The sequence below is a fragment of the Myxococcaceae bacterium JPH2 genome, assembly GCA_016458225.1.
Taxonomy (GTDB): domain Bacteria; phylum Myxococcota; class Myxococcia; order Myxococcales; family Myxococcaceae; genus Citreicoccus.
This window is the reverse complement of record JAEMGR010000001.1, coordinates 649,316-673,068: the sequence shown is the minus strand read 5'-3', so window position 1 is coordinate 673,068 and position 23,753 is coordinate 649,316. Positions and strand designations below refer to the sequence as shown.

General features: G+C 69.7%; 24 protein-coding genes. 6 read left to right on the top strand and 18 right to left on the bottom strand.

From position 1 onward, the window contains the following. Window positions 1-193: 193 nt before the first annotated feature. Entirely contained in the window at window positions 194-1,390 is a 1,197-nt protein-coding gene (locus JGU66_02870) for an AlkZ family DNA glycosylase (protein ID MBJ6759690.1), read from the bottom strand. 22 nt (window positions 1,391-1,412) lie between these two features. Continuing rightward, entirely contained in the window at window positions 1,413-2,384 is a 972-nt protein-coding gene (locus JGU66_02865; protein ID MBJ6759689.1) for an NADPH:quinone oxidoreductase family protein, read from the bottom strand. 293 nt (window positions 2,385-2,677) lie between these two features. On the opposite strand from JGU66_02865, the gene JGU66_02860 reads away from it, so the two are divergent. Next, window positions 2,678-4,915: a M4 family metallopeptidase gene (locus tag JGU66_02860; GenBank protein MBJ6759688.1), complete on the top strand. Its 2,238-nt coding sequence runs from the start codon at window positions 2,678-2,680 to the stop codon at window positions 4,913-4,915. A gap of 87 nt (window positions 4,916-5,002) precedes the next feature. On the opposite strand, the gene JGU66_02855 is transcribed toward JGU66_02860, so the two are convergent. The 3 genes from JGU66_02855 to JGU66_02845 all read right to left on the bottom strand — a co-directional run bounded on the left by JGU66_02855 (window position 5,003) and on the right by JGU66_02845 (window position 7,759). Then, window positions 5,003-6,325 (bottom strand): DUF418 domain-containing protein, encoded by a 1,323-nt coding sequence (locus tag JGU66_02855; protein MBJ6759687.1) that lies wholly within the window; start codon window positions 6,323-6,325, stop codon window positions 5,003-5,005. Between the two features lie 48 nt (window positions 6,326-6,373). Then, the gene (locus JGU66_02850) at window positions 6,374-7,207 is read right to left on the bottom strand and encodes a metallophosphoesterase (protein MBJ6759686.1); all 834 of its coding nucleotides are present in this window, start codon (window positions 7,205-7,207) and stop codon (window positions 6,374-6,376) included. 87 nt (window positions 7,208-7,294) lie between these two features. Beyond that, window positions 7,295-7,759 (bottom strand): response regulator, encoded by a 465-nt coding sequence (locus JGU66_02845; protein MBJ6759685.1) that lies wholly within the window; start codon window positions 7,757-7,759, stop codon window positions 7,295-7,297. A gap of 46 nt (window positions 7,760-7,805) precedes the next feature. Between JGU66_02845 and JGU66_02840 the strand changes: the two genes are divergently transcribed. Continuing rightward, complete coding sequence (locus JGU66_02840) at window positions 7,806-8,171, top strand: helix-turn-helix domain-containing protein (protein ID MBJ6759684.1); 366 nt, start codon at window positions 7,806-7,808, stop codon at window positions 8,169-8,171. A 9-nt stretch (window positions 8,172-8,180) separates the two neighbouring features. Here JGU66_02840 and JGU66_02835 read toward each other — a convergent pair whose 3' ends face one another. Both JGU66_02835 and JGU66_02830 read right to left on the bottom strand, forming a co-directional pair. Beyond that, window positions 8,181-9,392 (bottom strand): DUF790 family protein, encoded by a 1,212-nt coding sequence (locus JGU66_02835; GenBank protein MBJ6759683.1) that lies wholly within the window; start codon window positions 9,390-9,392, stop codon window positions 8,181-8,183. Next, entirely contained in the window at window positions 9,386-10,789 is a 1,404-nt protein-coding gene (locus tag JGU66_02830; GenBank protein MBJ6759682.1) for a DEAD/DEAH box helicase family protein, read from the bottom strand. The genes JGU66_02835 and JGU66_02830 overlap by 7 nt, the downstream gene beginning before the upstream one ends. A 101-nt stretch (window positions 10,790-10,890) precedes the next feature. On the opposite strand from JGU66_02830, the gene JGU66_02825 reads away from it, so the two are divergent. After that, window positions 10,891-11,340, top strand: a complete 450-nt coding sequence (locus tag JGU66_02825) for a DMT family transporter (GenBank protein MBJ6759681.1) — start codon at window positions 10,891-10,893, stop codon at window positions 11,338-11,340. Window position 11,341: 1 nt separating this feature from the next. Further along, on the top strand, window positions 11,342-11,746 hold the full coding sequence (locus JGU66_02820) for a response regulator (GenBank protein ID MBJ6759680.1): 405 nt from the start codon (window positions 11,342-11,344) through the stop codon (window positions 11,744-11,746). A gap of 6 nt (window positions 11,747-11,752) precedes the next feature. On the opposite strand, the gene JGU66_02815 is transcribed toward JGU66_02820, so the two are convergent. Together JGU66_02815 and JGU66_02810 are read right to left on the bottom strand one after the other, a co-directional pair. Next, the gene (locus JGU66_02815) at window positions 11,753-12,367 is read right to left on the bottom strand and encodes an outer membrane beta-barrel protein (GenBank protein MBJ6759679.1); all 615 of its coding nucleotides are present in this window, start codon (window positions 12,365-12,367) and stop codon (window positions 11,753-11,755) included. Next, window positions 12,364-13,152 carry a hypothetical protein gene (locus JGU66_02810; GenBank protein MBJ6759678.1) on the bottom strand — a complete coding sequence of 263 codons (789 nt, stop codon included), beginning with the start codon at window positions 13,150-13,152 and terminating at the stop codon, window positions 12,364-12,366. The genes JGU66_02815 and JGU66_02810 overlap by 4 nt, the downstream gene beginning before the upstream one ends. Before the next feature lie 511 nt (window positions 13,153-13,663). Between JGU66_02810 and JGU66_02805 the strand changes: the two genes are divergently transcribed. Next, entirely contained in the window at window positions 13,664-14,272 is a 609-nt protein-coding gene (locus JGU66_02805) for a hypothetical protein (GenBank protein ID MBJ6759677.1), read from the top strand. 6 nt (window positions 14,273-14,278) lie between these two features. Here JGU66_02805 and JGU66_02800 read toward each other — a convergent pair whose 3' ends face one another. From JGU66_02800 to JGU66_02785, 4 genes are read right to left on the bottom strand one after another with little or no spacing between them, the layout of a single operon-like run. After that, a complete protein-coding gene (locus JGU66_02800; GenBank protein MBJ6759676.1) occupies window positions 14,279-15,265 on the bottom strand; it encodes a hydrolase in 987 nt (328 codons plus the stop codon). 59 nt (window positions 15,266-15,324) lie between these two features. After that, on the bottom strand, window positions 15,325-15,630 hold the full coding sequence (locus tag JGU66_02795; GenBank protein ID MBJ6759675.1) for a YkgJ family cysteine cluster protein: 306 nt from the start codon (window positions 15,628-15,630) through the stop codon (window positions 15,325-15,327). 7 nt (window positions 15,631-15,637) lie between these two features. Next, the gene (locus tag JGU66_02790) at window positions 15,638-16,777 is read right to left on the bottom strand and encodes a hypothetical protein (GenBank protein MBJ6759674.1); all 1,140 of its coding nucleotides are present in this window, start codon (window positions 16,775-16,777) and stop codon (window positions 15,638-15,640) included. Window positions 16,778-16,796: 19 nt separating this feature from the next. Beyond that, a complete protein-coding gene (locus JGU66_02785) occupies window positions 16,797-17,756 on the bottom strand; it encodes an N-acetyltransferase (GenBank protein ID MBJ6759673.1) in 960 nt (319 codons plus the stop codon). A gap of 170 nt (window positions 17,757-17,926) precedes the next feature. Between JGU66_02785 and JGU66_02780 the strand changes: the two genes are divergently transcribed. Beyond that, complete coding sequence (locus JGU66_02780) at window positions 17,927-18,982, top strand: DUF481 domain-containing protein (GenBank protein MBJ6759672.1); 1,056 nt, start codon at window positions 17,927-17,929, stop codon at window positions 18,980-18,982. A gap of 82 nt (window positions 18,983-19,064) precedes the next feature. On the opposite strand, the gene JGU66_02775 is transcribed toward JGU66_02780, so the two are convergent. The 5 genes from JGU66_02775 to JGU66_02755 are packed head-to-tail and all read right to left on the bottom strand — an operon-like array spanning window position 19,065 to window position 23,748. Next, on the bottom strand, window positions 19,065-19,505 hold the full coding sequence (locus JGU66_02775) for a cytochrome C oxidase subunit IV family protein (GenBank protein ID MBJ6759671.1): 441 nt from the start codon (window positions 19,503-19,505) through the stop codon (window positions 19,065-19,067). Window positions 19,506-19,514: 9 nt separating this feature from the next. Further along, window positions 19,515-20,174 (bottom strand): cytochrome c oxidase subunit 3 family protein, encoded by a 660-nt coding sequence (locus JGU66_02770; protein ID MBJ6759670.1) that lies wholly within the window; start codon window positions 20,172-20,174, stop codon window positions 19,515-19,517. Beyond that, window positions 20,164-21,837 (bottom strand): cytochrome c oxidase subunit I, encoded by a 1,674-nt coding sequence (locus JGU66_02765; GenBank protein ID MBJ6759669.1) that lies wholly within the window; start codon window positions 21,835-21,837, stop codon window positions 20,164-20,166. The genes JGU66_02770 and JGU66_02765 overlap by 11 nt, the downstream gene beginning before the upstream one ends. Then, window positions 21,821-22,867 carry a cytochrome c oxidase subunit II gene (gene coxB / locus JGU66_02760; GenBank protein MBJ6759668.1) on the bottom strand — a complete coding sequence of 349 codons (1,047 nt, stop codon included), beginning with the start codon at window positions 22,865-22,867 and terminating at the stop codon, window positions 21,821-21,823. Before coxB ends, JGU66_02765 begins: the two co-directional genes overlap by 17 nt. Next, the gene (locus tag JGU66_02755) at window positions 22,864-23,748 is read right to left on the bottom strand and encodes an SCO family protein (protein MBJ6759667.1); all 885 of its coding nucleotides are present in this window, start codon (window positions 23,746-23,748) and stop codon (window positions 22,864-22,866) included. The genes coxB and JGU66_02755 overlap by 4 nt, the downstream gene beginning before the upstream one ends. Between the last annotated feature and the right edge of the window lie 5 nt (window positions 23,749-23,753).

Genomic DNA, 23,753 nt, shown 5'->3' with positions numbered 1-23,753 from the left:
GCGGCGCTGCGGTCGTTCTGTGTTTTTCCGATAGGGATGTGGGGGAGCGCGCGCACGTGTTTCATCGCGGATGTGTCCGGAAGGTCGTGCGAGGGCTCGTGTGTCGCGTGCCGCGGCGCACCAGGAACCGCCCGCATGTCTCCCTGAAGGGCTCCGGGAAGGGCGCTCGGAGCAGCGGGCGCCCGGGACGCGGTCAGCTCGCGCGTCTGGGGGCGTTCCGCGAGCGCGGACGTCGCACGCGCTCGGCGCCGCAGGCCCGCGCGTGTCGTGCGAGGGCCTCGTCGAGCGCGGCGTCATCGAACGCCGCGTTCGGCTCGCGCCACAGCTTCTCCACGTGGAGCGTGTCTTCTCGCACGCGCGCTTCGATGCGGCCCACCAGCTCACCGCGATACAGCAGCGGGCACACGTACCAGCCCCACTGGCGGCGCTCCGCGGGCTTGTAGACCTCCCACACGTAGTCGAACCCGAACGCGAGTCGCACCAGCGTGCGGTCCCACAGCAGCGGATCCAACGGACCCAGGATCCGCATGCGCTCATCCAGCGCGGGGACCTCGCGCTGGCGGAAGCCACGCGGCGCCAGGAAGCGCCGAGGTGAGCCCGGAAGCACGACCTCTTCCAGCACGCCCTCGCGCACCAACGCATCCGGCAGGGGCGAGGTGCGCACGTCGGAGAGCACGGACCAGTGCGGCCCGGCCACGCGGCACAGCAGGCCCGCGGCTTCCACGCGCTCGCACACGGCCCAGCGCTCGAAGCTCTCGGCGGGCTTTGTCTCGGCCACCCGCGGCAGCGCGCGGTCCGGTACGTCGTAGACCTTGCCGGAAGCGCCTCGGCCACACACCACGACCTGGCAGCGCGCCCAGAGCACCTCGAGCGCCATGGTGGTGGCGCGGCCCGTTCCCTTCCAGCCATTCCAATCCAGCGGATCCACTCGGCCGTGGTCGGTCAGCTCCTCGGCGCTCGCGGGGCCGCGGGCGCGCACCTCTTCCAGCACCGCCTTGAGCACGGCCTCGGGCACGCGCCGGGCCCGCTCGGCCTGTCGCCACGGGGCCAGGGCCGTCCGCTCGCGGTAGTATGGGAAGGCGCTGCCGGGCAGCAGACAGCGCTCCTTGGCGAAGTGCTCGAAGGCGTGTCCGGGCAGCAGGTGTCGGTACACGTCACCCCGGGCGATGCCATCCACGCGCGCGAGCGCCACCAGGTCCGCGTTGGTGCCGATGACATCGAGCGGATCCAACTGGATGCACCGCAGCCCCTGGAGCAGCGCCCGCACCCCCCGCGCCCCAGCGGGGTACGCGGGCCGGGCCAGCCCCAGGTGCCCCACCAGGTAGCGCCGGGCCTCCTCGGGGGGGAGAGAAGCGGGCGGGGGGAGGGCGGGGGAGACGGCGCGAGGCATGAGACAGAAGTCTGTCTCACCCTCAACGGATGCGCAGCACCAGCTTTCCGGTGGCGCGCCGCGCCTCCAGGTCCCGCAGGGCCTGGGCTCCTTCTTCCAGCGGGTACACCTGTCCCACCACGGGCTCCAGGATGCCGCGCGCGGCCAGGGTCTCCAGCTCGCCCGCGATGCGCGCCGTCAAGCCCGGGTCCTGGAGGAGGAACGCGCCCCAGGCCACGCCCACCACGTCGATGTTGCGCAGGAGCAGCCGGTTGGTCGTCACCTCGGGGATGCGTCCGCTGGCGAAGCCCACCACCAGCAGGCGGCCCTCGGGCGCCAGGCACTTGAGGCTCTTGTCGAAGATGTCCCCGCCCACCGGGTCCACCACCACGTCCGCGCCCCGGCCATCCGTCAGCTCGCGCACCCGGGAAGTCCAGTCCCCGGTGGACAGGAGCGACTCGTGCGCGCCCGCGCGCTGGGCCACCTCCGCCTTGCGCTCGTCGCTCACCACCGCCAGCACCTTGGCCCCGGCGCCTCGCGCCACCTGCACCGCGGCCGTGCCCACGCCGCCCGCGGCGCCATGCACCACCACCACCTCGCCCGCCTTCAAGCGTCCGCGCCGGTGCAGCGCGAAGTGCGCCGTGTGGTAGTTCATCACCACGCCCGCCGCCGCCTCGAAGCTCCAGCGCTCGGGGATGCGGAACGTCATCTCGGGGGCCACCGCCACCACCTCGGCGAAGCCGCCCAGCGTGAAGGTGAACGCCATCACCCGGTCCCCCGGGCGCACCGAGGCCCCGGCGGGCGCGCTGCGCACCACGCCCGCCACCTCCACCCCGGGCACGAACGGCAGCGGCGGCTGCATCTGGTACAGGCCCCGCGTCAGGAGCAGATCCGGGAAGCTCGCGCCCGCGGCCACCACGTCGATGAGCACCCCGTCCCCTGCCTCGGGCTCCGGAATGTTCACCATCGCCAGCCCGTCCGGCCCCTCCAGCCGCTGCAGTTGTAGTGCGCGCATGTGTCTCCTCCAGCACTCGTGCCTAGCCCACCCCCGCCGCCGCCGGAAGCCATGCCGGACCCCCGAGACCCTCGTCCGGCCACGCTGCTTCACTTCTGACACTCCAGAGAGTCCTCTTTGAAGTTCCAGACTGGAGAGGTCGTTAAAGTGTGAAATAGCTAGTTAAGTCAGATAGTTGGATTGCCTTATCGAGTCATGATAATTAGGCAAACAGCATAAATCTCGCATAGACTTGAAATCTGGGGCTCCCTTGTGACACTATTCTTCCTAATCTTTCCACTTAGGAGGATTAAATGGTCGAGAAGCGAGTTCGCAGCGCGCTCGGTTTCATCGCGCTGTCCATGATGGCGGGTGCTTGCACCGACAGCACCCCTGCAGCGAACCAGGAAGCCAAGGAGCAGAAGGCTTCCGCCGCTCTCCTCGCCGGAGGCCAGACTGTGGTGGCCGCCGACAAGGACGCGGTTCCCAGCTTCATCACGGGTGACCTGGGCACGGCGCCGGCGACTGCCGAGGCCATCAAGTCCCTCCAGGCCTCCCAGCTGACCGCGACGATCGCGAACGTCGCGCCCGTGTTCCACCTGGACACGAACGACCTGTACCTGAAGAAGGCCTATGTCGGCTTCGACGGGGACACGCACTTCCGCTACGGCGTCCGCAAGAACGGCACCGAGGTGAAGGGCGCCGAGGTGCGTCTGCACGCGCGCAACGGCAAGGTCTTCGCGGCCAACACCAACGCGCGTGGCGACTTGGCCGCGCCGGAGAAGGCCACCATCGCGGCCGAGGCCGCGGTGTCGGCGGCCACGCTGGACCGCAGCTCTCCTCGTGACGCCAAGGCGGACGACGCGAAGCTCGTCTACTGGCGTGACGGCGACCGGCTGCTCCTCGTCTACGAGGTTCGCGTCAAGGGCGAGCTCGAGGACAAGACCCCGGTCGACGACTCCGTGCTCGTCAACGCCCTCAACGGCGACGTCATCGAGCGCATCCCGCACATCCACTCGGCGCTCGTTCGCCGCGTGTATGACCTGAAGCACGGCACCAGCCTGCCCGGCACGCTGGCGCGCTCCGAGGGTCAGCCCGAGGTGGCGGACCCCGTGGTCAACAACAACTACGGCCACCTGGGCACCGTCTACAACTGCTACAACAGCCTGTTCGGCCGCGACTCGTACGACAACGCGGGCGCCGCGCTCATCAGCTCGGTGCACTACAGCACCAACTACGTCAACGCCTACTGGAATGACGTGCAGATGGTGTACGGCGACGGCGACGGCGTGAACGCGTCGAACCTGGCCAACTCGCTGGACGTGACGGCGCACGAGCTGACCCACGCTGTCACCAGCTCCGAGTCGGACCTCGTGTACGACAACGAGTCGGGCGGCCTCAACGAGTCCATGTCCGACATCTTCGGCGCGGTCTGCGAGTGGTACAGCAAGGGCAAGGTGGTTGACGCGAACACCTGGATCGTCGGCGACGACGTCTGGACTCCGTCCATCCCGGGTGACGGCCTGCGCTACATGAACAACCCCACGCAGGACGGGGACTCGCTCGACTGGTACGCCGACTACGACGACAGCGTCGACGTGCACTACAGCTCGGGTCTCTCCAACCTGGCGTTCTACCTGACGTCGCAGGGTGGTACGCACCCGCGCAACAAGTCCACGCAGGCTGTCGTGGGCCAGGGCTTCGAGAAGGCCGCGCGCATCTTCTACAAGATGAACGTGGACCTGCTGCTGCCCAACTCCACCTTCGCCAACGCGAAGACGGCCGCGGAGCAGGCGGCCACGCAGCTCGGCTATGACGCCACCGAGGCCGGCAACGCCTGGAAGGCCGTGGGCGTGGGTCTGCCCGTGACGATTCCGGAGCACGTCGTCCTGCAGAAGAACGTGCCGGTGCCGGACCTCTCCGGTGCGCGCGGCGCGAAGCAGTACTTCTCCGTCACGCTGCCCGAGGGCGCCACGGACCTGACCTTCACGCTGTCCGGTGGCACGGGTGACGCGGACCTCTACGTTCGCGCCGGGACGCCTCCGACCACGACCTCGTATGACTGCCGTCCGTACAAGAGCGGCAACAACGAGACCTGCGCCTTCGCGGCTCCGGCCCAGGGTGAGTGGTACGTGATGCTGGTGGGCTTCAGCGCCTACTCCGGCGCCACGCTGACCGTGACCTGGAAGGGTGGCTACATCAACATCGGCAACGAGACGCGCATCGAGAACCTGGAAGGTCTGCCGGGCTCGTCGCAGGTGTTCGTCATCGAGATGCCCGAGTTCAAGACGGGCTCCGGCACCAACACCCTGTCCGTGGTCCTGGGCGAGGGCGAGGGCAACGCCGACCTGTACGTGCAGCGCGGCTCGGCCCCGAACCAGAGCTCGTACGACGGCCGCAGCGTCAGCGAGAGCGCCACCGAGCGCGTCATGCTGAAGGACGCGCCCGCCGGTCGCTACTACATCCAGGTCTTCGGCGCGAAGAGCCTGAAGGACACCACCGTCAACGGCTACATCAAGACGGTCCTGGGTGCCTCGTACAAGGTGAAGTAGTCCGCTGGACCGGCGCGGCGTGAGCCGCGCCGAGGAGCCCCGGGTGTCCGCTTCCTCGCGGCGCCCGGGGCTTCGTACGTCCGGGGTTCAGGTCGCCACGCTCACTTCGGGGGGCGCCGTCACGCGCATGGGCTGCGGGCGGCCATACGTGAGCGAGCGCCACAGCCACTCGGCCGGGCCAAAGCGGAAGCGCTGGAGCCACGCGTGGCTGAAGGGCACCTGGAGCGCGAAGCCGCCCAGCGCGAGCGCCACGCACAAGGATGGCGGCGTCTTCCCGACGAGCCCCAGGCCCCAGCCGTCATAGATGGCGAGCCCCATCACCGTCTGGAGCAGGTAGTTGGTGAGCGCCATGCGGCCCACGGGCGCCAGCACCCCGAGCACCTTGCGCCAGGTCTCGCGCTGGAACAGCAACGCGAAGCTGGCCACGTAGGCCGACGCGAGCCCCAGGAAGCCCAGCTCCATCAGGAAGGGGACCAGGGCCGTCCAGTGCGCCACGTCCGGGTCGATGATGCCCAGCGAGCGCAGGCGCATCATCACCACGCTGGCGCCGTTGCACACCACGCCCACCCCCAATCCCCAGCGCAAGAGCCGCAGGTGCAGGCCGCGGTGCGCCGCCACGTCCTGCATCACCCGCAGGCGCCCCGCCAGGAGGCCGAACAGGAAGTTCGCCAGCACCACGCCCATCCACACGAGCCGCACCGGGCCCAGGAAGTTGCTCGCCGCGAAGCGCGCGTTCGCGGCCTGCGTGGCTCGGAAGGAGTCGCTGGCCAGCTCCGCCAGGAAGCCCGCGCGATGCGCGAGGTCCTTCGCCTGCGCGGCCCGAGACGCCTCCAGCGCCGCCTGGGCGCCCACGGACAGGATGGGGATGAAGCGCTGCGCGAGCGGCACCACCAGCGTCATCAGCACCATCAACACCAGGGCCCAGGTGAGCACCGTCTTGTTCGAGCGCCTGCGGAACAGCAGCAGCGCGAAGCCCACCACCGCGTAGGTGGAGAGCACGTCGCCCATCCACAGGCCGAACAGGTGCACCAGCCCCATGGCGAGGAGCACCGTCAGCCGCCGCGCGTAGAGCGGCACCAGCGAGGCGCCGCGCGCCTCGGCCCGGGCGAGCTGGATGGAGAACCCGAGCCCGAAGAGGAAGGAGAAAATCGTGACGAACTTCTGGTTCACGAAGAACTGGTAGAGCGAGGCCACCACGGTCTCCCCGAGCGGCGCCGACAGCGCCAGCGCCTGCTCGCGGGACAGGAGCGCGCGGCCGCTGAACCAGCCGAAGCAGTTGGAGACGAAGACGCCGCACAACGCGAAGCCGCGCAGGGCGTCCAGCAGCGTGAGCCGCTCGGATGTGTCTACTGGGCCGGCCTCGGTTTTCGCGCGAGGTGGGTCAGCGGGGAGAGAAGGGGAATCGGGCATGGGGGCAGAAGATGCCCACCCATGTCGGTCGTCAACCTCCCGGGTCCACTACCGGGCGGGGGATGCGGGGCCGGGGAGGACCTCGCGCAGACACCGGTCCACCTGGCCTCGGTGGCGCCACTGCATCGGGTAGCCGAGTGACACCTCCTCGAAGCGCACGCCGTCGCGCCACAAGGTCGCGGGCATGTGCAGGTGCCCGCTGACGACGGCCTCGGCGCGGTAGCGGGTGTGCCAGTCCTCGGTGAGGCGGGTGCCGCACCAGATGGAGAAGCGGGGGATGCGAGGCAGCCGCACGTGCTCGTAGCGCAGCGGGTAGTGGTTGATGAGGATGGTGGTGGCGTCCGCAGGCAGCTGCTCCAGCCGGGCGCGCGTCTGCTCCACGCGCGCCGCGCACCAGGCCTGCCGACTGGGGTAGGGGTCCGGATGCAAGAGCACCTCATCGGTGCACATCAGGTCCTCCTCCCAGGCCCACTCGAGCGCCTTGTCCGCGGCGACGTGCTCGGGGCGGAACGTGTAGTCGTAGCCCAGGAACATGGGGACGAGGACGCGGTGGGTCCCCTCACCGGGCCAGCGCGGGTAGGGGTCTTCCGGGGTGAGCGCGCCGTGCTGGTGGCACAGGTCCACCAGCCGGAGGTAGCGCGCCTCGCCGCGCAGCGCGGGCTTCTCCGTGGGCATGCTCCACAGCTCATGGTTGCCGGGCACCCACACGAGTCGCGCGAAGCGCGGGGTGAGGGTGCGCAGCATGTAGTCCATGTCCGCGAGCGTCTCGCCCACGTCACCCGCGACGATGAGCCAATCCTCCGGGTGCGGGGACAGCGCTTCCAGGGCCGCGCGGTTGTCGGCGTGACGCAAGTGCAGGTCGCTGATGGCGTAGAGCTTCATGGCGCAAGCACGCACCTTAACGCGGGCCTCGCTCACCGGCATGGCGCTGTGGCGCACCTGTCGCGTCCCTGGGTCAGGGATGACGTGTCACGTCGAGCCGCTCGGCCCATCGGCGGCCAGGGCATCCAGCAGCGCGAGCACCTGCCGGGGCGGGGCGGCGCGATCCATCCAGGCGATGCCCCGCGACTCCCGCAGGCGCGCGGGCGGCTGCGCGGTGTGCAGCGCGCAGGCGGTGCGTGGGTCCCTCGCGCGCACGCACTCCAGCAGCGCCAGCCCGTCACCATCCGGCAGGCCGTAGCCGCTCACCACCACCCGAGGCGCCCGCTCCTTCACGAGGGCGCACGCCTGCCGCGCGCAGTCCGCGAAGAGCTGGGGTCCGGGAAGCTCGCGCACCAGTCGGCGCAGCGCCGCGAGCGCGCGTGGATCCGCTTCGACGAAGAGAAACCGAGGGCGATTGAGGTCGTGCGAGGCCATGCGCGAGGGTGGGTTCGGACGGCGTAACGCAAGGGGTTGGACCGCTTCAAGACTACCCCGGAAGTTCTTGGATGCCAACCTCTCAAGTCATATCGACATGGGCGAACCCGGTAGGTTAACGACCATGGAAAAGACCCTCGCAACCCGACTTGGAGGAGCAGCGCGTAGCGCTCGGAGCCGCCTGAACCTGACCCAGGCGGATGTCGCGGAGCGCATCGGAATCGCGAGTGAAGTCTACGGGCGACTGGAGCGTGGCCACATGCTCCCGAGCATCCAGACCTTCCGCCGGCTGTGCGTGGTGCTGTCCATCTCCGCCGACGAGGCGCTGGGCCTCAAGCCGTCGCAGGACGTGAAGTGGGCCGCCGAGCCTCCGTCCGACATCGGGGAGTCCGCCGAGCTGCGCCGCCTGCTGCGCCGCGCGAAGCAGCTGGACCGCGGCTCCATCCGCATCCTCAGCGTGCTTGCCTCGCAGTTCAAACCGAAGGGCTGAGCGCGCCCGTCACTTCCCGCGAGCCGGCTCCAGCAGGGCGAGCCGCTCGCGCAGCTTCCTCGCCGAGGGGAAGCCGTTGAAGAGCAGCACTTGAGGGTGGGCCTCGAGCGTCTCCTTCCGCCCCTCGTCGCGCGCCAACGCGCGATCCACGCCGAGCAGGAGCCCCGCGTCCGGACGCGAGCGCAGCTCCTCCAGCCGTCGGTCGAGCGGCGCCGCGTGCCACGCATGGAACAGCTCCAGCGCCACCTCGCGTCCGCTCGTGCGGTGTCGGAGCGTGAGGTCCGGCACGCACAAGCCCGCGGCGCCCATGTGGCGCGGCAGCGGCGTGAGGTCCAGCTCCCAGTCCGCGTCCTCGAAGGCCGAGGCCAGCGAGGCCACCTCGGGCGGCACGTGGCCCAGCGCGGCGGGCAGGGGCGAGTGCAGCGGATCCTTGTCGCTCAGCGCGAGCGTGGCGCGCCGACGTGCGTCGTCCACCACGGCGGTCAGCTCCCAGTGCGCCAGCACGGGCACCACGGACAGGAAGCTCGCGAGCTGCAGGCCGTACTTCTTCTGGAGCGCGAGCATGGCGCCCGGGCCTTCGACCTCCAGGGTCCAGTCGTCGCCCACGCGCCGCACCTCCGCCACCAGCCGGCAGAACTTCAGCCAGCGCAGCAGCTTGCGCACCCGCAGCAGCTCCGGAGCGAACGCGCGCAAGGTGAGGCGGCGCGCGCCCATCAGCGGGCCCTGTGCGAGCGCGAGGTTGTAGCGGTCCACCAGCTCCTGCGCGGACAGGCGCTCGCCGTCCCAGCCCAGGAGCGCGCGGCTGCCAGGGAGGTCCACGTAGAGCGTCTCGCGCACGGCGCCGAGCGGCGTGCCCAGCGCGGACTCCAGCCGGGCGTCATACGTCTCCAGCGTCGCGTCGGGCGGCAGCGCGCGCAGCACCTGCACGGCGGTGTGCAGGTGGCTCCAGCGCGTCTCGGCCACGCCGGCTTCGGCTTCATCGAAGAGGACGCGGTCGAGCAGCAGCTTCACCAGGCCCCGCGCCACCTTGGGGCGCGAGAAGGCGCCGGCCTTCAGCGCCAGGGCCTCCTCGACCTCGTCGCGAGGGTGGCCCTTCGCGGCCTCGAGGTCCGCGAGCAGCTCCGCGGCCAAGGCGAGCAGCGCCGCGTCGTCGCGCTTCACGAACGTGGGGCGCAGCACGCCCTCTTTCGTGCGGAAGTTCAGGAGTTCGCGCGTCAGCACTCGCCACCCTCCTGGTAGGCGCTGTGCTGGCGCCGCCGCTCGCTGATGCCGCTCTCCGCGGTCTGCGCGGTGCACACCTCGTACAAGAGGGCGCGCTTCCCGGGCTGCTTGCGCAGGATGCGCCCCAGGCGCTGCACGTGCTCGCGCACGCTGCCGCTGCCGCTGAGCACCACGCCCACGCGCGCCTCGGGCACGTCCACGCCCTCGTTGAGCACGCGCGAGGTGAGCAGCACGGGCAGCTCGCCCTTGGCGAAGGCGGCCAGGAGCGCCTTGCGCTCGGGGATGGGCGTCTGGTGCGTGAGCGCGGGCAGCAGCAGTCGGTGCGCGAGCGTGTAGACGGTCTCGTTGTCGTCGGTGAAGACGAGCACGCGGTCCTCGCGGTGCTCCACCAGGATGCGCCACAGCGCGTGCAGCTTGCCGCTGGAGGTGAGCGCGATGCGGCGCTGCTCGCGGTAGCCCTGGTAGGCCGCGCGGCCTTCGTCGCTGCGCTGGCTCTGCGCGAGGAAGCGGGCCCAGCCATCCGGTGAGGCCAAGGGCACGCTCAGCTTCCGCACGAACGCCAGGTAGCGCGCGCGGGCCTCGTCGTGGCGCGTCTTCTCCTCCGGCGTCAGCTCCACCTCGATGCGTCGCACCTCGTAGGGCGCCAGGTACTGGCCCTGCAGCTCTTGGATGCCGGTGTGGTGCACGAGGGGCCCGAGCAGCTCCTCGCAGACGCGCTCGCCGCCGTCGGCTCGGGCCAGCGTGGCGGTGAGGCCCAAGCGGAACGGCGCCAGCGCGCCCTCGGCGATGAAGCGGTAGCGAGGCGCGGGCAGGTGATGGCACTCGTCGCAGACGAGCAGGCCGTAGCGGTTGCCGGTGAACTCCATCTGGAGCGCCGCCGAGTCGTACGTCGTGACGGTCAACGGCTGCCGGTCCGTGACGCCGCCTCCCACCATGCCCACCGGCACCGCGAAGTGCCGCGCCAGCACACCCTGCCATTGCGCCATCAGGTCCAGGGTGGGCACGACCACCAGGGTAGGCCGCTTCGCCCAGGCGATGGCCAGCACCGCGAGCAGTGTCTTGCCCGCGCCCGTGGGCAGCTCCACCAGGCCTCGGCCGCCCGCCTTCGTCCAGGCCTCGAGGGCCGCGCGCTGGTGGGGGAAGGGGGTAATCGGCGTGGTCAGGGCCAGGTCGAGCGGCTCGAAGCGCCGCGCCTTGTCTTCGTAGGGGAGGCCTCGCTCGCGCAGGCGCAGCACCACCTCGCGGTAGTGCCAGGCGGGGGCGCGGTGGACGCCCGTGCGCGGGTCGCTCTGGAAGAGGGCGCGCAGGCGCGAGTCCTCCGGCAGCGTCGGAGCCACCAGGGTGCCACAGTCGAAGTGGAGTTCGGTGGGCGGGGGCCCGGCGGAGGCGGGAGTCATGGGGACAGGGGGGAAGTATCTGGTTGTCTTCCGGGCCGCCACCGTTCCCCGGGACGCGGGCCGTCTTGCGGCGGCGGGGCCGTTCGCGATAGCAGCCGGGCATGCGTTGGATACCGCTTGTCCCCCTGCTCTGCGGCCTCGCCGTGGTGACGCAGGGCGGTCTCAATCGTCGGTTCGCGGGCCAGTGGGGCCTGTGGAGCGCGGCCCTGCTCAACATGACGGTCGCGCTCGTGGCCACGTTCTCGGTGTACGCGGTGCTGCGTTGGGCCCCGGGCGTGTTGCCGGGGGGCGGCTCGGTGCTCACGCGCTTCGGGAGCCTCACCCCGTGGCACGTGTTGCCGGGGCTGTGCGGCGTCGTCATCGTCGCGGGCATGCCGCTGGCCATCAGCCGCCTGGGCGCGGTGCAGTCCGTGCTGCTGCTCATCGCCGCGCAGCTCGTCGCCGGGCTCTGCTGGGACGCGCTCGTGGAGAACCGTCCCGCTACCGCCGCGCGCATCGTCGGCTCGGTGGTGGCTTTCGTGGGGGCCGCCATCGCGGTCTGGAAGGGCTGACGTGAACCTGCTCATCGTCAGCGGCCACACGGCCTCGCGCGAGTTGTTGAGCCGCATCCTCGCGGACACCCACCTGACCGTCCGTGCGACGGGCGACGTGGATGACGCCCTCACGGCCATCTCGGCGCAGCGCCCCGCGCTCGTCGTGGTGGACGTGCGTCGGCCGGATGAGGACCCCGCGCTGTTCCTCGGACTGCTGCGCAAGCGACACCCGACGTTGCCTGTCATCGCGCTGATCCCCGGGCGCCTGCGCGTCTTCGACGGCCGTGAGGAGCGAGTCATCGACGCACCCGGCGACTCCGCCGAGGCTTTGCACCTGATGCTCGTTTCCCTCAAGCGCGCGGTCAGCGACGTCTGCGCGCAGGCGCTCCTCGGTGCGCTGAAGCCGCCCGTGGGGAAGGCCTGAGCGCCTTCACAGACGAATGCGGTAGCCCAGGCTGGCCGCGAGGAATCCACCGACGTTCACATCGCCGGTGGTGAGGAAGTGCAGCGGGGCGAGGTGGTACTGAGTCTCCACGAAGAGGCCACCGGGGCCCACCGTCACCTCCGCGCCACCGAGCAACTGCAGGCCCCAGCGTCCGCCACTCTCCGAGGCCGTCTCTCCGAGGACCTCCACCGTGGCGCGGTGCAGGTACAGCCCCGGGCCCGCGCCCACGTAGGGCGTGATGGGACCCCACGCTTCATCGAAGCGGAAGACGGCGGACACGAGGAGCCCCACCTCGCGCTCGGCCAGCGTGTAGCGGTGGTCGCTCGAAGCGGAGAGGCGTGGATCGTCCAGCGTGCCGGTGTGCTCGGGCCGGTGGTAGTTGACCTCCGCCACCAGGGCGAGCCGGCGCTGGAGCACGGGCAGGAGGTAGCCGACTTCCAGGCCCATGAAGAGATCGCCCGACAGCCGCGTGGTGGACTTGAAGAGGCCCACCTTGGGCGCGAGGAAGGCGAAGCTGGACGCGCTCTCCTCGGGAGTGCGCTTCGGAGTCCGGGGAGAGGCCGCGAGCGCGGCGACGAGCAGCCAGCCCAACGCGCTCATGGCGCAGCCTCGGACTCGGGCGCCGACGCGCGGCTGTTGAGCGGCCCGATGTGCGCATAGGCGACGTCGACAGCCCGGGCCAGGGTAACGGCGCAGCCCTCCGCGCGAGTGAGGACGAGGTCGTGGACGCCTTCCGATGTTTCCGGAGGGACCTGCGCGTCCAGTCGCGTGGTGGAGGGCGTTCCCGAGACCGCGACGGGCACGTCGGGCGCTCCCGCGCGGCGAAGGACCACGGTGGGTGGGGCGCCGGGCTGGAAGTCCGTGCCCTCGATGACGAGCGGTCCGCCCGTGGCGCGCGTGAAGCCTTGAGGCGCTGTGACGCGCGTCACCGTGGGCGGGGGCACCACGCGCAGCGCTTCGTCCAGCGATGCGGCGCCGCCCAGCGGGTTCACCACGTCCACGGCGTAGAGGCCCGGGGGCAGCTCCTGCGCGGGTGATGTGTCTCGGGTGGGAAGGTCCACGCGCAGGAGCTCAGGGCTGTCGATGTGGATCCACGCGCTGTCCAGCGTGAGGACGGCGGGCCCGCGCAGGGTGACCTCGGGCAGCTCCACCGCGGGCGAGTCGGTGAGCGCGTCGCGAGGCACGGGCATGAAGCGCGTTCCCACCAGCTCGATGGGCCAGCCATGTGGGCCGCCCTGGGCATTGCAGACACGTGCGGGTGTCTCGGCTCGTTGCAGGGGATTGATGACGCCCCGCAGCGTGGGTTGAGGGCCTTCCATTGACCGCGAGCAAGCGGACAGGAGCAGCACGGCAACGGTCGCGAGCAGGCGCACGGGTTTCTCCATCCTCCCCTCAACGGACGCGCCAGACGTTAAGACGGTCACCTGGAGGGGCAGGACTTTTTTCCGGACGCTCAAGAAATGGGGCACAGGACGCGCCGCCAGACAGTGCAACCCCCTGGAAAGTGGAGCGCTTCTCAGCCGAAGAGAACGGCATGGCGGCTGCTAGGACCCAAGTCATGCGGTGCCGCTCTCGGGAGCGAGAGCGAGCAGCGCAGCCGCAAGCAGCGAGGGCAGGCAGGTCGGGTGGCGACGAGGGCGGGCAGGTCAGCTGCGTGCGGCGAAGTTGGGCGGGGCAGGCGCGGTGAGGTCGGGTGGGGCAGGGCGGTGCAGCGAGGTTGGGCGGGGCAGTAGGGGCTCGCTGTGCGGGGGATGGGCGGGAGCGACGCGGTAGCGCGGGCGGGGAGCGGCGCCGGGCTCTGATGGCGGTGGGGTTGGGGAGTCCGGTGCGTCCTCGGGGATGGGGGAGGGGGGAGCGTCACGCCTTGCGTGACGCCATGGACGGGGGGATGGGCTCATGGGGCCGGTGTCCGTGCTCGCCACGGTGGTGATGGTCCTCGCGGGACAAGGACTGCAGTCGCAAAATCGAGAGCCCGGGCGCTCTCCGCAGGACCCGGAGCGGTTGTCTCCATTCGGATTGATGTTGGACGCGGGCATGCCAGGAGGCGCTGGCTTCTCGGTGGCGTTCCGTCCCTCGCCGCATCTCCAGCTTCATCTGGGGGCCGCGCACAACGGCCTGCGAGGCGCGGCCCGCGCGGGCCTCACGCTGCTGCCGCTGCGAGGCAACCTGTCGCCCTCGCTGACCCTGGAGGCAGGGCACGCACAGCCAGCCGATGCGCAAGCCTTGTCGCGACGGTTGGAGGACCGGACCCAGCCGCCCTCCTCGTCCATGGAAGGCGTGGGCTACACGTACGCCAGCGCGCTCGTGGGCTTCGAGCTGCACGCCTCGCGCCGGCTCACCTTCTTCGTGCGAGGAGGCGTCAGCTGCGTGCAGCTCCAATCCCGAGGCCTCGCGGGGCTGGATGAGCCGTTCCGCCACGCGGTGTCTCCAGCGGAGGAGAAACCCTGGGGGCTCATCGAGCTGCGCCCCTCGGCGAAGCTGGGCTTCGCGCTCTTCTTCTTCTGAGCGCGGCTACGCCGAGGCGGCGAGTCCGAGCTGGGACTCGAAGAAGGCGAACGCCTGGGCCTCCGCCCAGAAGCGGGGGCGCCACGGGCTGCCGCCGACGAAACCCACGTGCCCGCCCGTCCGCGTCAGCGCCACGCTCAGGTGCGGATTGTCCCGGGCCTGGAGCGGAATCACGGGGGACTCGAGCATGGGGTCATCCTCGGCGCTGAGCAGCAGCGTGGGCCGTCGGATGGCGTGCAGCCGAGGGCCCGATGACGCCTCGGCGTAGTAGTGGGCCGCGTCGCGGAAGCCGTGCAGCACCGAGGTGACGGCATCATCGAAGCCGCGGATGGTGCGCGCGGCCTCCATGGCTCGACCATCGAAGGCGCCGGGGAAGCGCCGCAGCTTGTCGCGCGCCTTGACCTTCAGCGTGTTGAGGAACCGCTGGCGATAAATCAGATGGAAGGGCCCGCCGCCATCGAGCTTGCGGCAGCACGCGTCCAGGTCGTACGGCGCGCTGATGGCCGTGGCCGCGTCCACCGGCGAGTCATCCCCCAGCTCCTCCAACAGCCGGCACAGCACGTTGGCGCCCAGCGAGAAGGCCACCGCGAGCAGCGGCCCCGTGGCACGCGTGCGGGCGTCCTGGATGATGGTCAGCGCATCCCCAATCTCGCCGGAGTGATACGAGCGCGCCAGCCGGTTGGGCTCGCCGCTGCACGAGCGGAAGTTGAGGGCGGTGGCGCCCCAGCCGCGCTTCGCGGCGCCTCGCAGCACCTCGGTGACGTAGCCCGCTCGGGACGAGCCCTCCAGCCCGTGCAGCACCACCACGTGGGGCGCGCCGCGAGCCCCGTCGAAGGTGTCCAGGTCCACGAAGTCGCCGTCGGGCAGCTCGCGCCGCTCACGCCGCAGAGGTGGCACGTGGGTGGGGCGCACGAGCGACGCGTAGATGGTCTGCGCGTGCGTGTTGCTCAATCCGGACGCGGGGACGAAGGGCTCGGTCGGCTCGAAGCTCACCTCGCGTCAGATAGCGCCCGCGCCAGCGGGGCACAAGCCAGCAGGGCGCTCGCGTTCACTCAGGCGTCGCCTGGGCGAAGCTTCCGAGCCGCGCGCATGGAGGCGCAGCCGCCCTGTTTCACGGCGTCTGCCTCCTCCGAGAGCCCGAAGAGGTCCAGGTACTTGCGCACGCGCTCTTCCAACGTGGGGGCCTCGATGCGCTGGCACACCTCGTCCGCCTCGTAGTCGCGGCACACCTGGGGGCGCCGCTCATAGACGGAGCAGAGGTTGTCCTCGGTGAGGTGCGGGCAGCGCAGGCCCAGCGGCTTGTCCAACGCGGCGATGTCTGGCGCCACGCAGCAGGCGCCACAGCGGGTGCATTCCATGTAGCCCTCAGCGAGGCACCGCGCTGAGCGCCTTGCCCATGTTCGTCACCGTGACGCGAGCTCCGGGGGCCTTGCGCCACTGGAGGTACTCCGCCTCGCTCTTCGGCGTGAGCTCGTACTCCTTCTTGCCTTGCGCGTAGCGCAGCGTGACGCTGTAGGTGCCCTCGCGGCGCAGCCGCTCCAGCGGGCCTTGCGTCACCTCGGGCCAGCGCGGCTCCTCCGTCGAGCCCGACGTCTCGGAGCGATCCACCTGCGTCCACTCATGCGTGTCATAGGTGCACGCGATATCCATGACAGGCTCGGTGCGGTAGCGCGTCTCGTCGTGGCAGTCCTGGTAGCTCTCGCTGCAGTACTTCGTCACGTCGTGGCAGACCTCTTCGGAGAAGCCGTTGCCCTTGCTCCGGCGGGTGCACTTCTCCTCCGTGCCGCATGCCACCCGGCGCGTCTTGGACGAGCACACGCGCTCGGTGCCGTCGGCGACCCGGCGGGTCGTGCGCTGCTTGCGAGTGCAGGCGCGGATGTCCGCGACGCCCGGCACCTCGCCCGTGCCATTGACGGGCATCACCGCGGCCGTGAGGCGCAGGTTGCCCTGCCAGTCCTCTCGGGTGGTGGGCGTGAAGCGCTCGCGGATGATGACCTGCTGCCACGTGCTCCGCGCCACCTCGGCGTCTTCTTCGTGCGTCGCGCGGGCCCACTGCGAGAAGAGGCACGAGCCGAAGCAGCAGGAGAAGAGGGCACCCACGACGAGGAACATCGTCTTGCGGCTGAAGCGCCGAGGTGCCGGGGCCTCCTCGGACGGCTTCTCGTCCTCGTCGGGGTCGGCCTGGGCCTCCTTGGCATCCGAGTCGCGCTCGGCGCCGCAGTGCGAGCACTGCTTGCCGTCACCGCGGTTGGAGGCCTCGCAGAAGGAGCAGAACCAGTCGGCTCCCGCGCCCGCCAGGTCCAGGGCCTTCTCGTCCGTGACACCCTCGCGCAGGAACTTCCCGGAGGCGTGGTCCACGTCGCCGAAGTCGAACTCGGACTCCTTGCCCGTCAGCTCGCGAGGGTTCTTGCAAGAGGGGCAGCGCTTGTGACGCGCGAGAATCTTCTTCGCATCGCAGGACGTGCAGTTCCAGGTGCCCTCGATGATGCGGGTCCGCTTGGCCATGCGCGCATCCTACCCGTCGTCACACCCAGAGGGCGCGCGAGAAGGGAACGGTCTCCACGGCGGGAAGGCGGGCGTGCAGGGGCCGCAGCATGGGCAGGGAGCCATCGCGGGCCGAGCGGGTGAGCCCCACCCGTCCGGCCACGGCGGCGAGCACCTCGGCGGTGCCCGGCTCCTCCCACACCACCACGCGAGGCAGTCGGGCCGCATGCGCCACGCGGCGGGCCTCGGTGAGGAGCGCCTCGGCGTCGGCGGGCGAGCGCGCGTCCAGCATCAGCAGCACCAGCTCGCCGTAGCGGGCCATCATGCACCACAGCGCCGTGGAGTCGCCCACCACCGCGCCGCACGCCTCCGGGCGGGGCCGCTCGAGCAGCGCCGCGTAGATGCGCTCCCGCTCCAGATGCCAGTCGAGCTGCCCAGCGCTGGGCCAGAGGAAGAAGGGCGCGTCCGGGGCGCGCAGCCGCGCCAGCGCCGAGGGCACGTCGTGCTCACCCAGCCGCTCCGCGCGTCCAGCCGAGGCGCCCTCCGACGGCGCCGTCCAATCCCAAGCGGCTGACTCCACGTAGCCGGAGCGGCGGTAGAGCGGGGCGCCCACGTCGGAGAAGAGGACCGCGGCGTGCGCGCGCGGAGCCAGTCGCCCCAGCTCGTGGGCCACCGCGTCCATCATCCGCGTGGCGTGTCCATGGCCGCGCAGGTGGGGCTCCGTATAGACGCTCGCGATGGAGAAGCTCTCACCCGCCTCGCGCGAGCCGTCCGAGGCGCGCAGTTGGCTGTGATTGGAGAAGGACTCACACGAGCTGAGCACGGCGCCGTCGTCCGCCACCCACAGCCAGGTCTTCATGCCCGCGCGGCACCAGGGGTGGGAGCGCAGCCGCAGCTCGCGTCCCTGGAACTGCGCGACGGTGAGAGGTGAGCCCCAGGCGGCGTGGGTGACAGCGTCGCGCTGTGTCTTCTGCGCTTCGGTGGCGAGGACCAGGTGCATGGGGCCCAGGGTACCCGTGGACATGCCGGGGCGCAGCAGGTCGCGCGGTCCGCCAAAAGGAGGGGACCGATGCTGGCTGCGTTGCGCTAAGAAAGACTCCTCGGGCGAGGGGGCTTGCGCTCGCCAGTCCTCCCACCACTTCCTCCACTCACTGCCTTCACGGAGTCACCATGCTTTCCGCCGCACTGTTGCTCGCCACATCGCTACAGGCCCAGACCCCCGCTCCCGCGCCGAAGGAGCCCGCGCGTGATGACAAGGCCGCGCGCGCCGTCGTGGCCCAGTCCTCGGCCCCCGCGGCCTCGAGCGCGGATGCCTCGGCCGCCGAGCGCGCCGCGGTCGCCGCCGAGCGCGCCGCCGCCGCCGCCGAGAAGTCCGCCGAGGCCAGCGCCCGTCTCGCCGAGGCGATGGAGCGCCTCGCCGAGGCCGCCGCCAAGAACCAGGGCACCGCCACCACGCCGCCGCCTCCGGTGGAGACCGCGAAGGCCAACGAGGTGACGTCGCCCAAGTCGGGGCAGTGGGATGTCTCCATCGGCCTGGGCCTCATCTCGCTGACGGGCAACGCGTCCACGCTGACGTTCAGCGGACTGGCCAGCGCGCAGCGCAAGACGGAGCACTGGATCTACTCGGTCAAGGGCTACGGCGCCTACGGCCGCAGCCGTCCGCCCGAGGTGCAGGGGGGAGAGGTGATGGAGTCCCAGGTGGTGGCGCTCAACGCCGGCCTGGAGCTGCGCGGTGACCGGCGCTTCACCCAGCTCCTCAGCGGCTACCTGCTGGCCGGCGCGGACACGGACCACGTGAAGAGCGTGGAGTCGCGTCCCTTCGGCGAAGGCGGAGGAAGCATCCTCTGGTGGGATGGGAAGACGGCGGACGGGCGTGACTCCACGCTGCGCACCGATATCGCCTTCCGCTACGCGCGCGAGACGCGCTTCCAGTACTACCCCACGCGGATGGACCTGCCGGACGTGGACCTGGGCGGCCCGCGCTTCGGAGCCCTGCTGCGCTACGGCCTGTCGCAGGACATCATCTTCCAGGAGGACGTGGAGGTCCTGCTGAGTGTCATCGGCGACTCGCGCGTGCTGCTCAGCAGCCAGACGCAGCTCAGCGCCAAGCTCACCCAGTCCCTCTCGTTGGGCGTGGGCTTCCTCGTGAAGAGCGACAGCGAGCCGCCCGCGGGCAAGGTGTCCACGGACACGGCCCTGTCGTTCAACCTCTCCGTGGCCCTGTAGTCCCTCCGCGGTCGCCGCAAAATGAAGCGCGGCGCCGGGGAGACCCAGGCGCCGCGCGGGAACTGCGAGGAGAAGGCGAGTCCTACTCGTGCTTCTCGTGGTCCTGCTTCTCGTGGGTGTTCCCCCCGAAGCGGCCCTCGGCCTTGTTGGCGCCGATGTCCACGGCCTGCAGGTCGCTGTACTGGGAGCCCGGCGGGTTGGCCAGCCGGAAGCGGGTGCCGAAGTCCATCAGCACGAAGCTGATGAGCAGCACCACGAAGAAGATGGACACGCCAAACACCAGGCGGTTGGCGCCTCGGTGCTCGGACAGGTGCATGAAGTACAGCGCCACCAGCGTGCCCTTCACGCTGGCGATGACGAGCGCCAGCAAGAGGCCGAAGCTGGGCAGGTGCATGCGGCCCGTGAGGACCGTGACCACCGTCAACACGGACAGGATGAGCCAGATGGCGACGTAACGGCCGGCGCCATGGTGCCCCTGCATGTTGTGCTCTTCCTGACGCGATTCGTTGGCAACGGAAGCCATGGTCGACCCTTAAACGAGGTACAGCATCGGGAAGAGGAAGATCCACACCAGGTCGACGAGGTGCCAGTACATGGAGCCCAGCTCGACCGCGGTGTAGTTGTTCGGACCGAAGTCACCCTTGCGGTAGGCGCGGACCATGATGATGGCCAGCACCGTCATGCCGATGATGACGTGGAAGGCGTGCAGGGCGGTGGACGCGAAGTACACCGTGAAGAACATCGGCGCGCCCGGCACCTGGATGCCGTCGTAGAAGTAGTACCGGCCCGGCAGCGTCCCGATGTGGAACTTGTGCTTGTACTCGAAGTACTTGATGACGAGGAACGCGCCCGCCATCAGCAGCGTGAGGAAGAACATGTGCCCCACCATCTTGTTCTTCCCCTCCTTCGCGTAGTGCACCGCCATGGCGGCGGTGAACGAGGAGGTGATGAGCACGATGGTGTTGATGCTGCCCATCAGCAGGTCCAGGCTCCGGCTGCTCGCCGCCCACGCTTCCGGGAACAGGAAGCGGTAGGCCGCGTAGCAGGCGAAGAGACCGGCGAAGAGCAGGATTTCCGTGGCAAGGAACAGCCACATGCCCAGACGCGCCGCGTGCTTCTGCACATCCAGCGACGCGAAGTGCGCCGCCAGCTTGGCGCCGCCCTGGGCGGAGGCGGAGTGACTAGACTGCATCGGAGACCTCGGCCTTCTTCGGATCCACGTAGAAGTGGGGCTCTTCCGGGTACGTCGGCTGCGGGCCCACGAAGTTGTGGGTCGGCGGCGGAGACGCCGTCAGCCACTCATAGCCCTTGCTGCCCCACGGGTTGTCCACGCGCTTCCCATAAATCAGGGCCCACACCAGGTACAGGGCGATGATGACGAAGCCGAACGCCAGCAGGGACGCGCCCGCCGTGGAGGCCACGTTCAGGGCCTGGAACCGCTCCGGGTACTCATAGTACCGGCGCGGCATGCCCGCGTTGCCCAGGAGGAATTGGGGGATGAAGGTCGCGTTGAAGCCCAGGATGATGAGCGCCGCGGACACCAGGCCCCAGCCCTCGTGGTAGGTCTTCCCGAACATCTTGGGGAACCAGTAGTGGAGCGCCGCCAGGAAGGCCATGATGGTCGCGCCGACCATGATGAAGTGGAAGTGCGCCACGACGAAGTAGGTGTCGTGCCACGGCACGTCCAGCGACACCGTCGCCACCGCGATGCCCGTCATGCCACCGAACACGGTGAAGAACAGGAAGCCGCAGAAGTAGGCGAACGGCGTGGTGAACTCCACCGCGCCCTTGTAGACGGTGCCCACCCAGTTGAAGACCTTGATGGCGGTGAACACACCCACCAGCATGCTGAGCGCGCCGAAGATGCCCGCGTCGAAGGTCGACTGACCGGACACGAACATGTGGTGGCCCCAGGCGAAGAAGCCCACGAACGCGATGCCCACGCTGGAGTACGCCACCGCGCGGTAGCCGAAGATGTTCTTGCGGCTGAAGGTGCTGACCACCTCGCTCATCACGCCGAACGCCGGCAGCACCATGATGTACACGGCCGGGTGGCTGTAGAACCAGAACAGGTGCTGGAAGAGGACCGGGTCACCGCCGCGGGCCACGTCGAACATGCCCAGGTTGAACAGGTTCTCCGCCGACACGAGCAGGAGCAGCAGGCCAATCACCGGCGTGGCGAGCACCTGGATGCAGCTCGTGGCGTAGAGCGCCCACACGAACAGCGGCATCTTGAACCACGTGATGCCCGGCGCGCGCATGGTGTGCGCCGTCACGATGAAGTTCATACCGGTGAGGATGGAGCTGAACCCGATGATGAACGCGCCGAAGAGCACCGGCGCCACCGTCGTCGTCGTGTGCGCGCTGTACGGCGTGTAGAACGTCCAGCCGGTGTCCAGGCCGCCGTTGAGCATGCCCCAGAGCGCGAAGCCCGCGCCCGCCAGGTACACGTACAGGGACAGCAGGTTCAGCCGGGGGAAGGCCACGTCCTTGGCGCCCAGCATCAGCGGCAGCATGAAGTTGCCGAAGATGGCCGGGATGGCGGGGATCATGAACAAGAAGATCATGACCACGCCATGCAGCGTGAACGTCCGGTTGTACGTCATCGCGTCCATGATGGTCGGACCTGGAGTCAACAGCTCCAGACGAATCATCATCGCGAAGATGCCGCCCACGAGGAAGAAGAGCAGCACCCAGAACATGTACATGATGCCGATGCGCTTGTGGTCCACGGTGAGCAGCCACGACTTCACCGTGGTGCCGTCGACCAGATAGCTCGGGTGGTCCCCGTGCTCGTGGTGCGCCTCGTGGCCGGGAGCAGCCCCCGGCGCGGCGATGCTACTGGATGGGGTCATAAGCGGGTCCCTCGGAGGCGCCCTCGCGAACGTTCGCGGTGCGCAGCGACTTGATGTACTCGACGATGGCGGCCGACTCGGGGCCCTGCAGCTTGCCCTGATAGGTCGGCATCACATTCTGGTAGCCGGCGACGATGTGCGCGCCCGGGTCCATCATGGACTGGGTGATGTAGGCCTCGTCCACGCGGATGTTCTGGCCGTCCTGGAGGTGCTCCAGCCGGTCATACATGCCAAGGAACGTGGGGCCGATGTGCTGCGAGCCGTCCACGGAGTGGCACTTGAGGCAGCCCTGCGTGCCGGCCAGCTTCTGGCCCTGCTCCGCCATGCGCGCGGTGCCCGGCACCAGCGAGTTGTCCGCGAGCGCGTCCTGACGGTCCTGGAGCCGCCCGCGGCGCTGCTCCTTGATCCAGTTGTCGTACTCCTCGGGGGCCATGACCACGACCTCCGCGAGCATCTTCGAGTGCGACAGGCCGCAGTACTCGGTGCACAGCACCTGGTACGTGCCCGGCTTCGTCGCCTCGAACCAGGCCTGCGTGTAGCGGCCCGGCAGCGCATCCATCTTGATGCGGAAGGACGGCACGAAGAAGGAGTGGATGACGTCGCGCGACGTGATGAGCAGGCGCACCGGGCGGTTGGCCGGCACGTGCAGCACGTTCACGCCGTTGGGGCCCTCCGGATAGGAGAACTTCCACATCCACTGCTTGCCCATGACGTAGACATCCATCGAGTCCTTGGGCGGCGTGGTGAACCACGTGAAGTCCCGGAACCCGATGGCGAACCACGCCAGGAAGAACACCAGCGGAACCGAGACGAAGAGGAACTCCGTCTTCAGGTTCGGGACGACGTACTCCGTCGCCTGGTTCTCTACCCGCCGGCGGTAGCGGAAGAACATGAACAGCGCCGCCAGGCCGACGCCCGCGGACGCAACCATCGTCGTGCCGACGACGAAGTAGTGCAGGAAGTCGATCCGGTCCGCGAACGTGGACGCGCGCTCCGGGAGGAACAACAGTTTGTTGGCCAGGTCGCTCATGTAGTCGCGCCTTTCTTCAGCTCGCGCCTCCAGAAATAGATCAGCATCGTGGCCAGGGCTCCGAACACGGCGAGGGAGCCCAGGCGGATGAACCCGAAGATGTAGAAACCGTACCGCCGCGTGGCGGTGTCATACTTGAAGCAGGACAGGACGATGCGATCGAAGCTCGTTCCCACCCTTCCGCCGGCCGCCTCCAGCAACGCGAACTTCACGTCCTTGGCCGGAAACGTCGTGCCGTAGAGGTAGCGCGAGATGCTCCCCTCCGGCGTGAGCACCATCACCACCGCGGGGTGGGCGTACTGCTTCGTGCTCGCGTCATACACATACTTGAAGCCCACTGCATCGGCGACCTTGCGGATGTTCTCCTCGGTGCCGGTGAGGAACCGCCAGGGGGCCGTCTCCGGCTTGCCCATGCCCTGCAGGTACTTCCGCCGGCGCTCGCTGCTCAGCTCCGGGGTGTCCTGCGGGTCGATGCTCAGCGTCACCGCCTCGTAGTCCTTGCCCAGCTCCAGGCCCAGCTCGCGCATGACGCTGACCTGCCCGTTGATGACCAGGTTACAGAGCATGGGGCAGGAGTAGTACACCAGCGTGAGGACCGTGGGGCGCGTCTTCGGCATCACGTCGCCCAGCCGCACCTCCTGGCCCTGCTCGTCCGTGAACCGCGTCTCCATGGGGACGGGCTCCCCCAGGTGCTCCTCCACGTCCACGCCCCGCACCGGAAGGGGTGCGTCCGAGTCCGCCTCCACGATGGCGCGCGGCGTCTTGCCGCCGCCCGGCAGCGCGGACGCGGGCGTGGCATGGGCCAGCACCAGCGCCGCCGCCGCGAGGAACCCCAGGGCACGCAGGGTGCGCGGGGTGGTGTGCACGTAGAGGGACCGCATCGGAG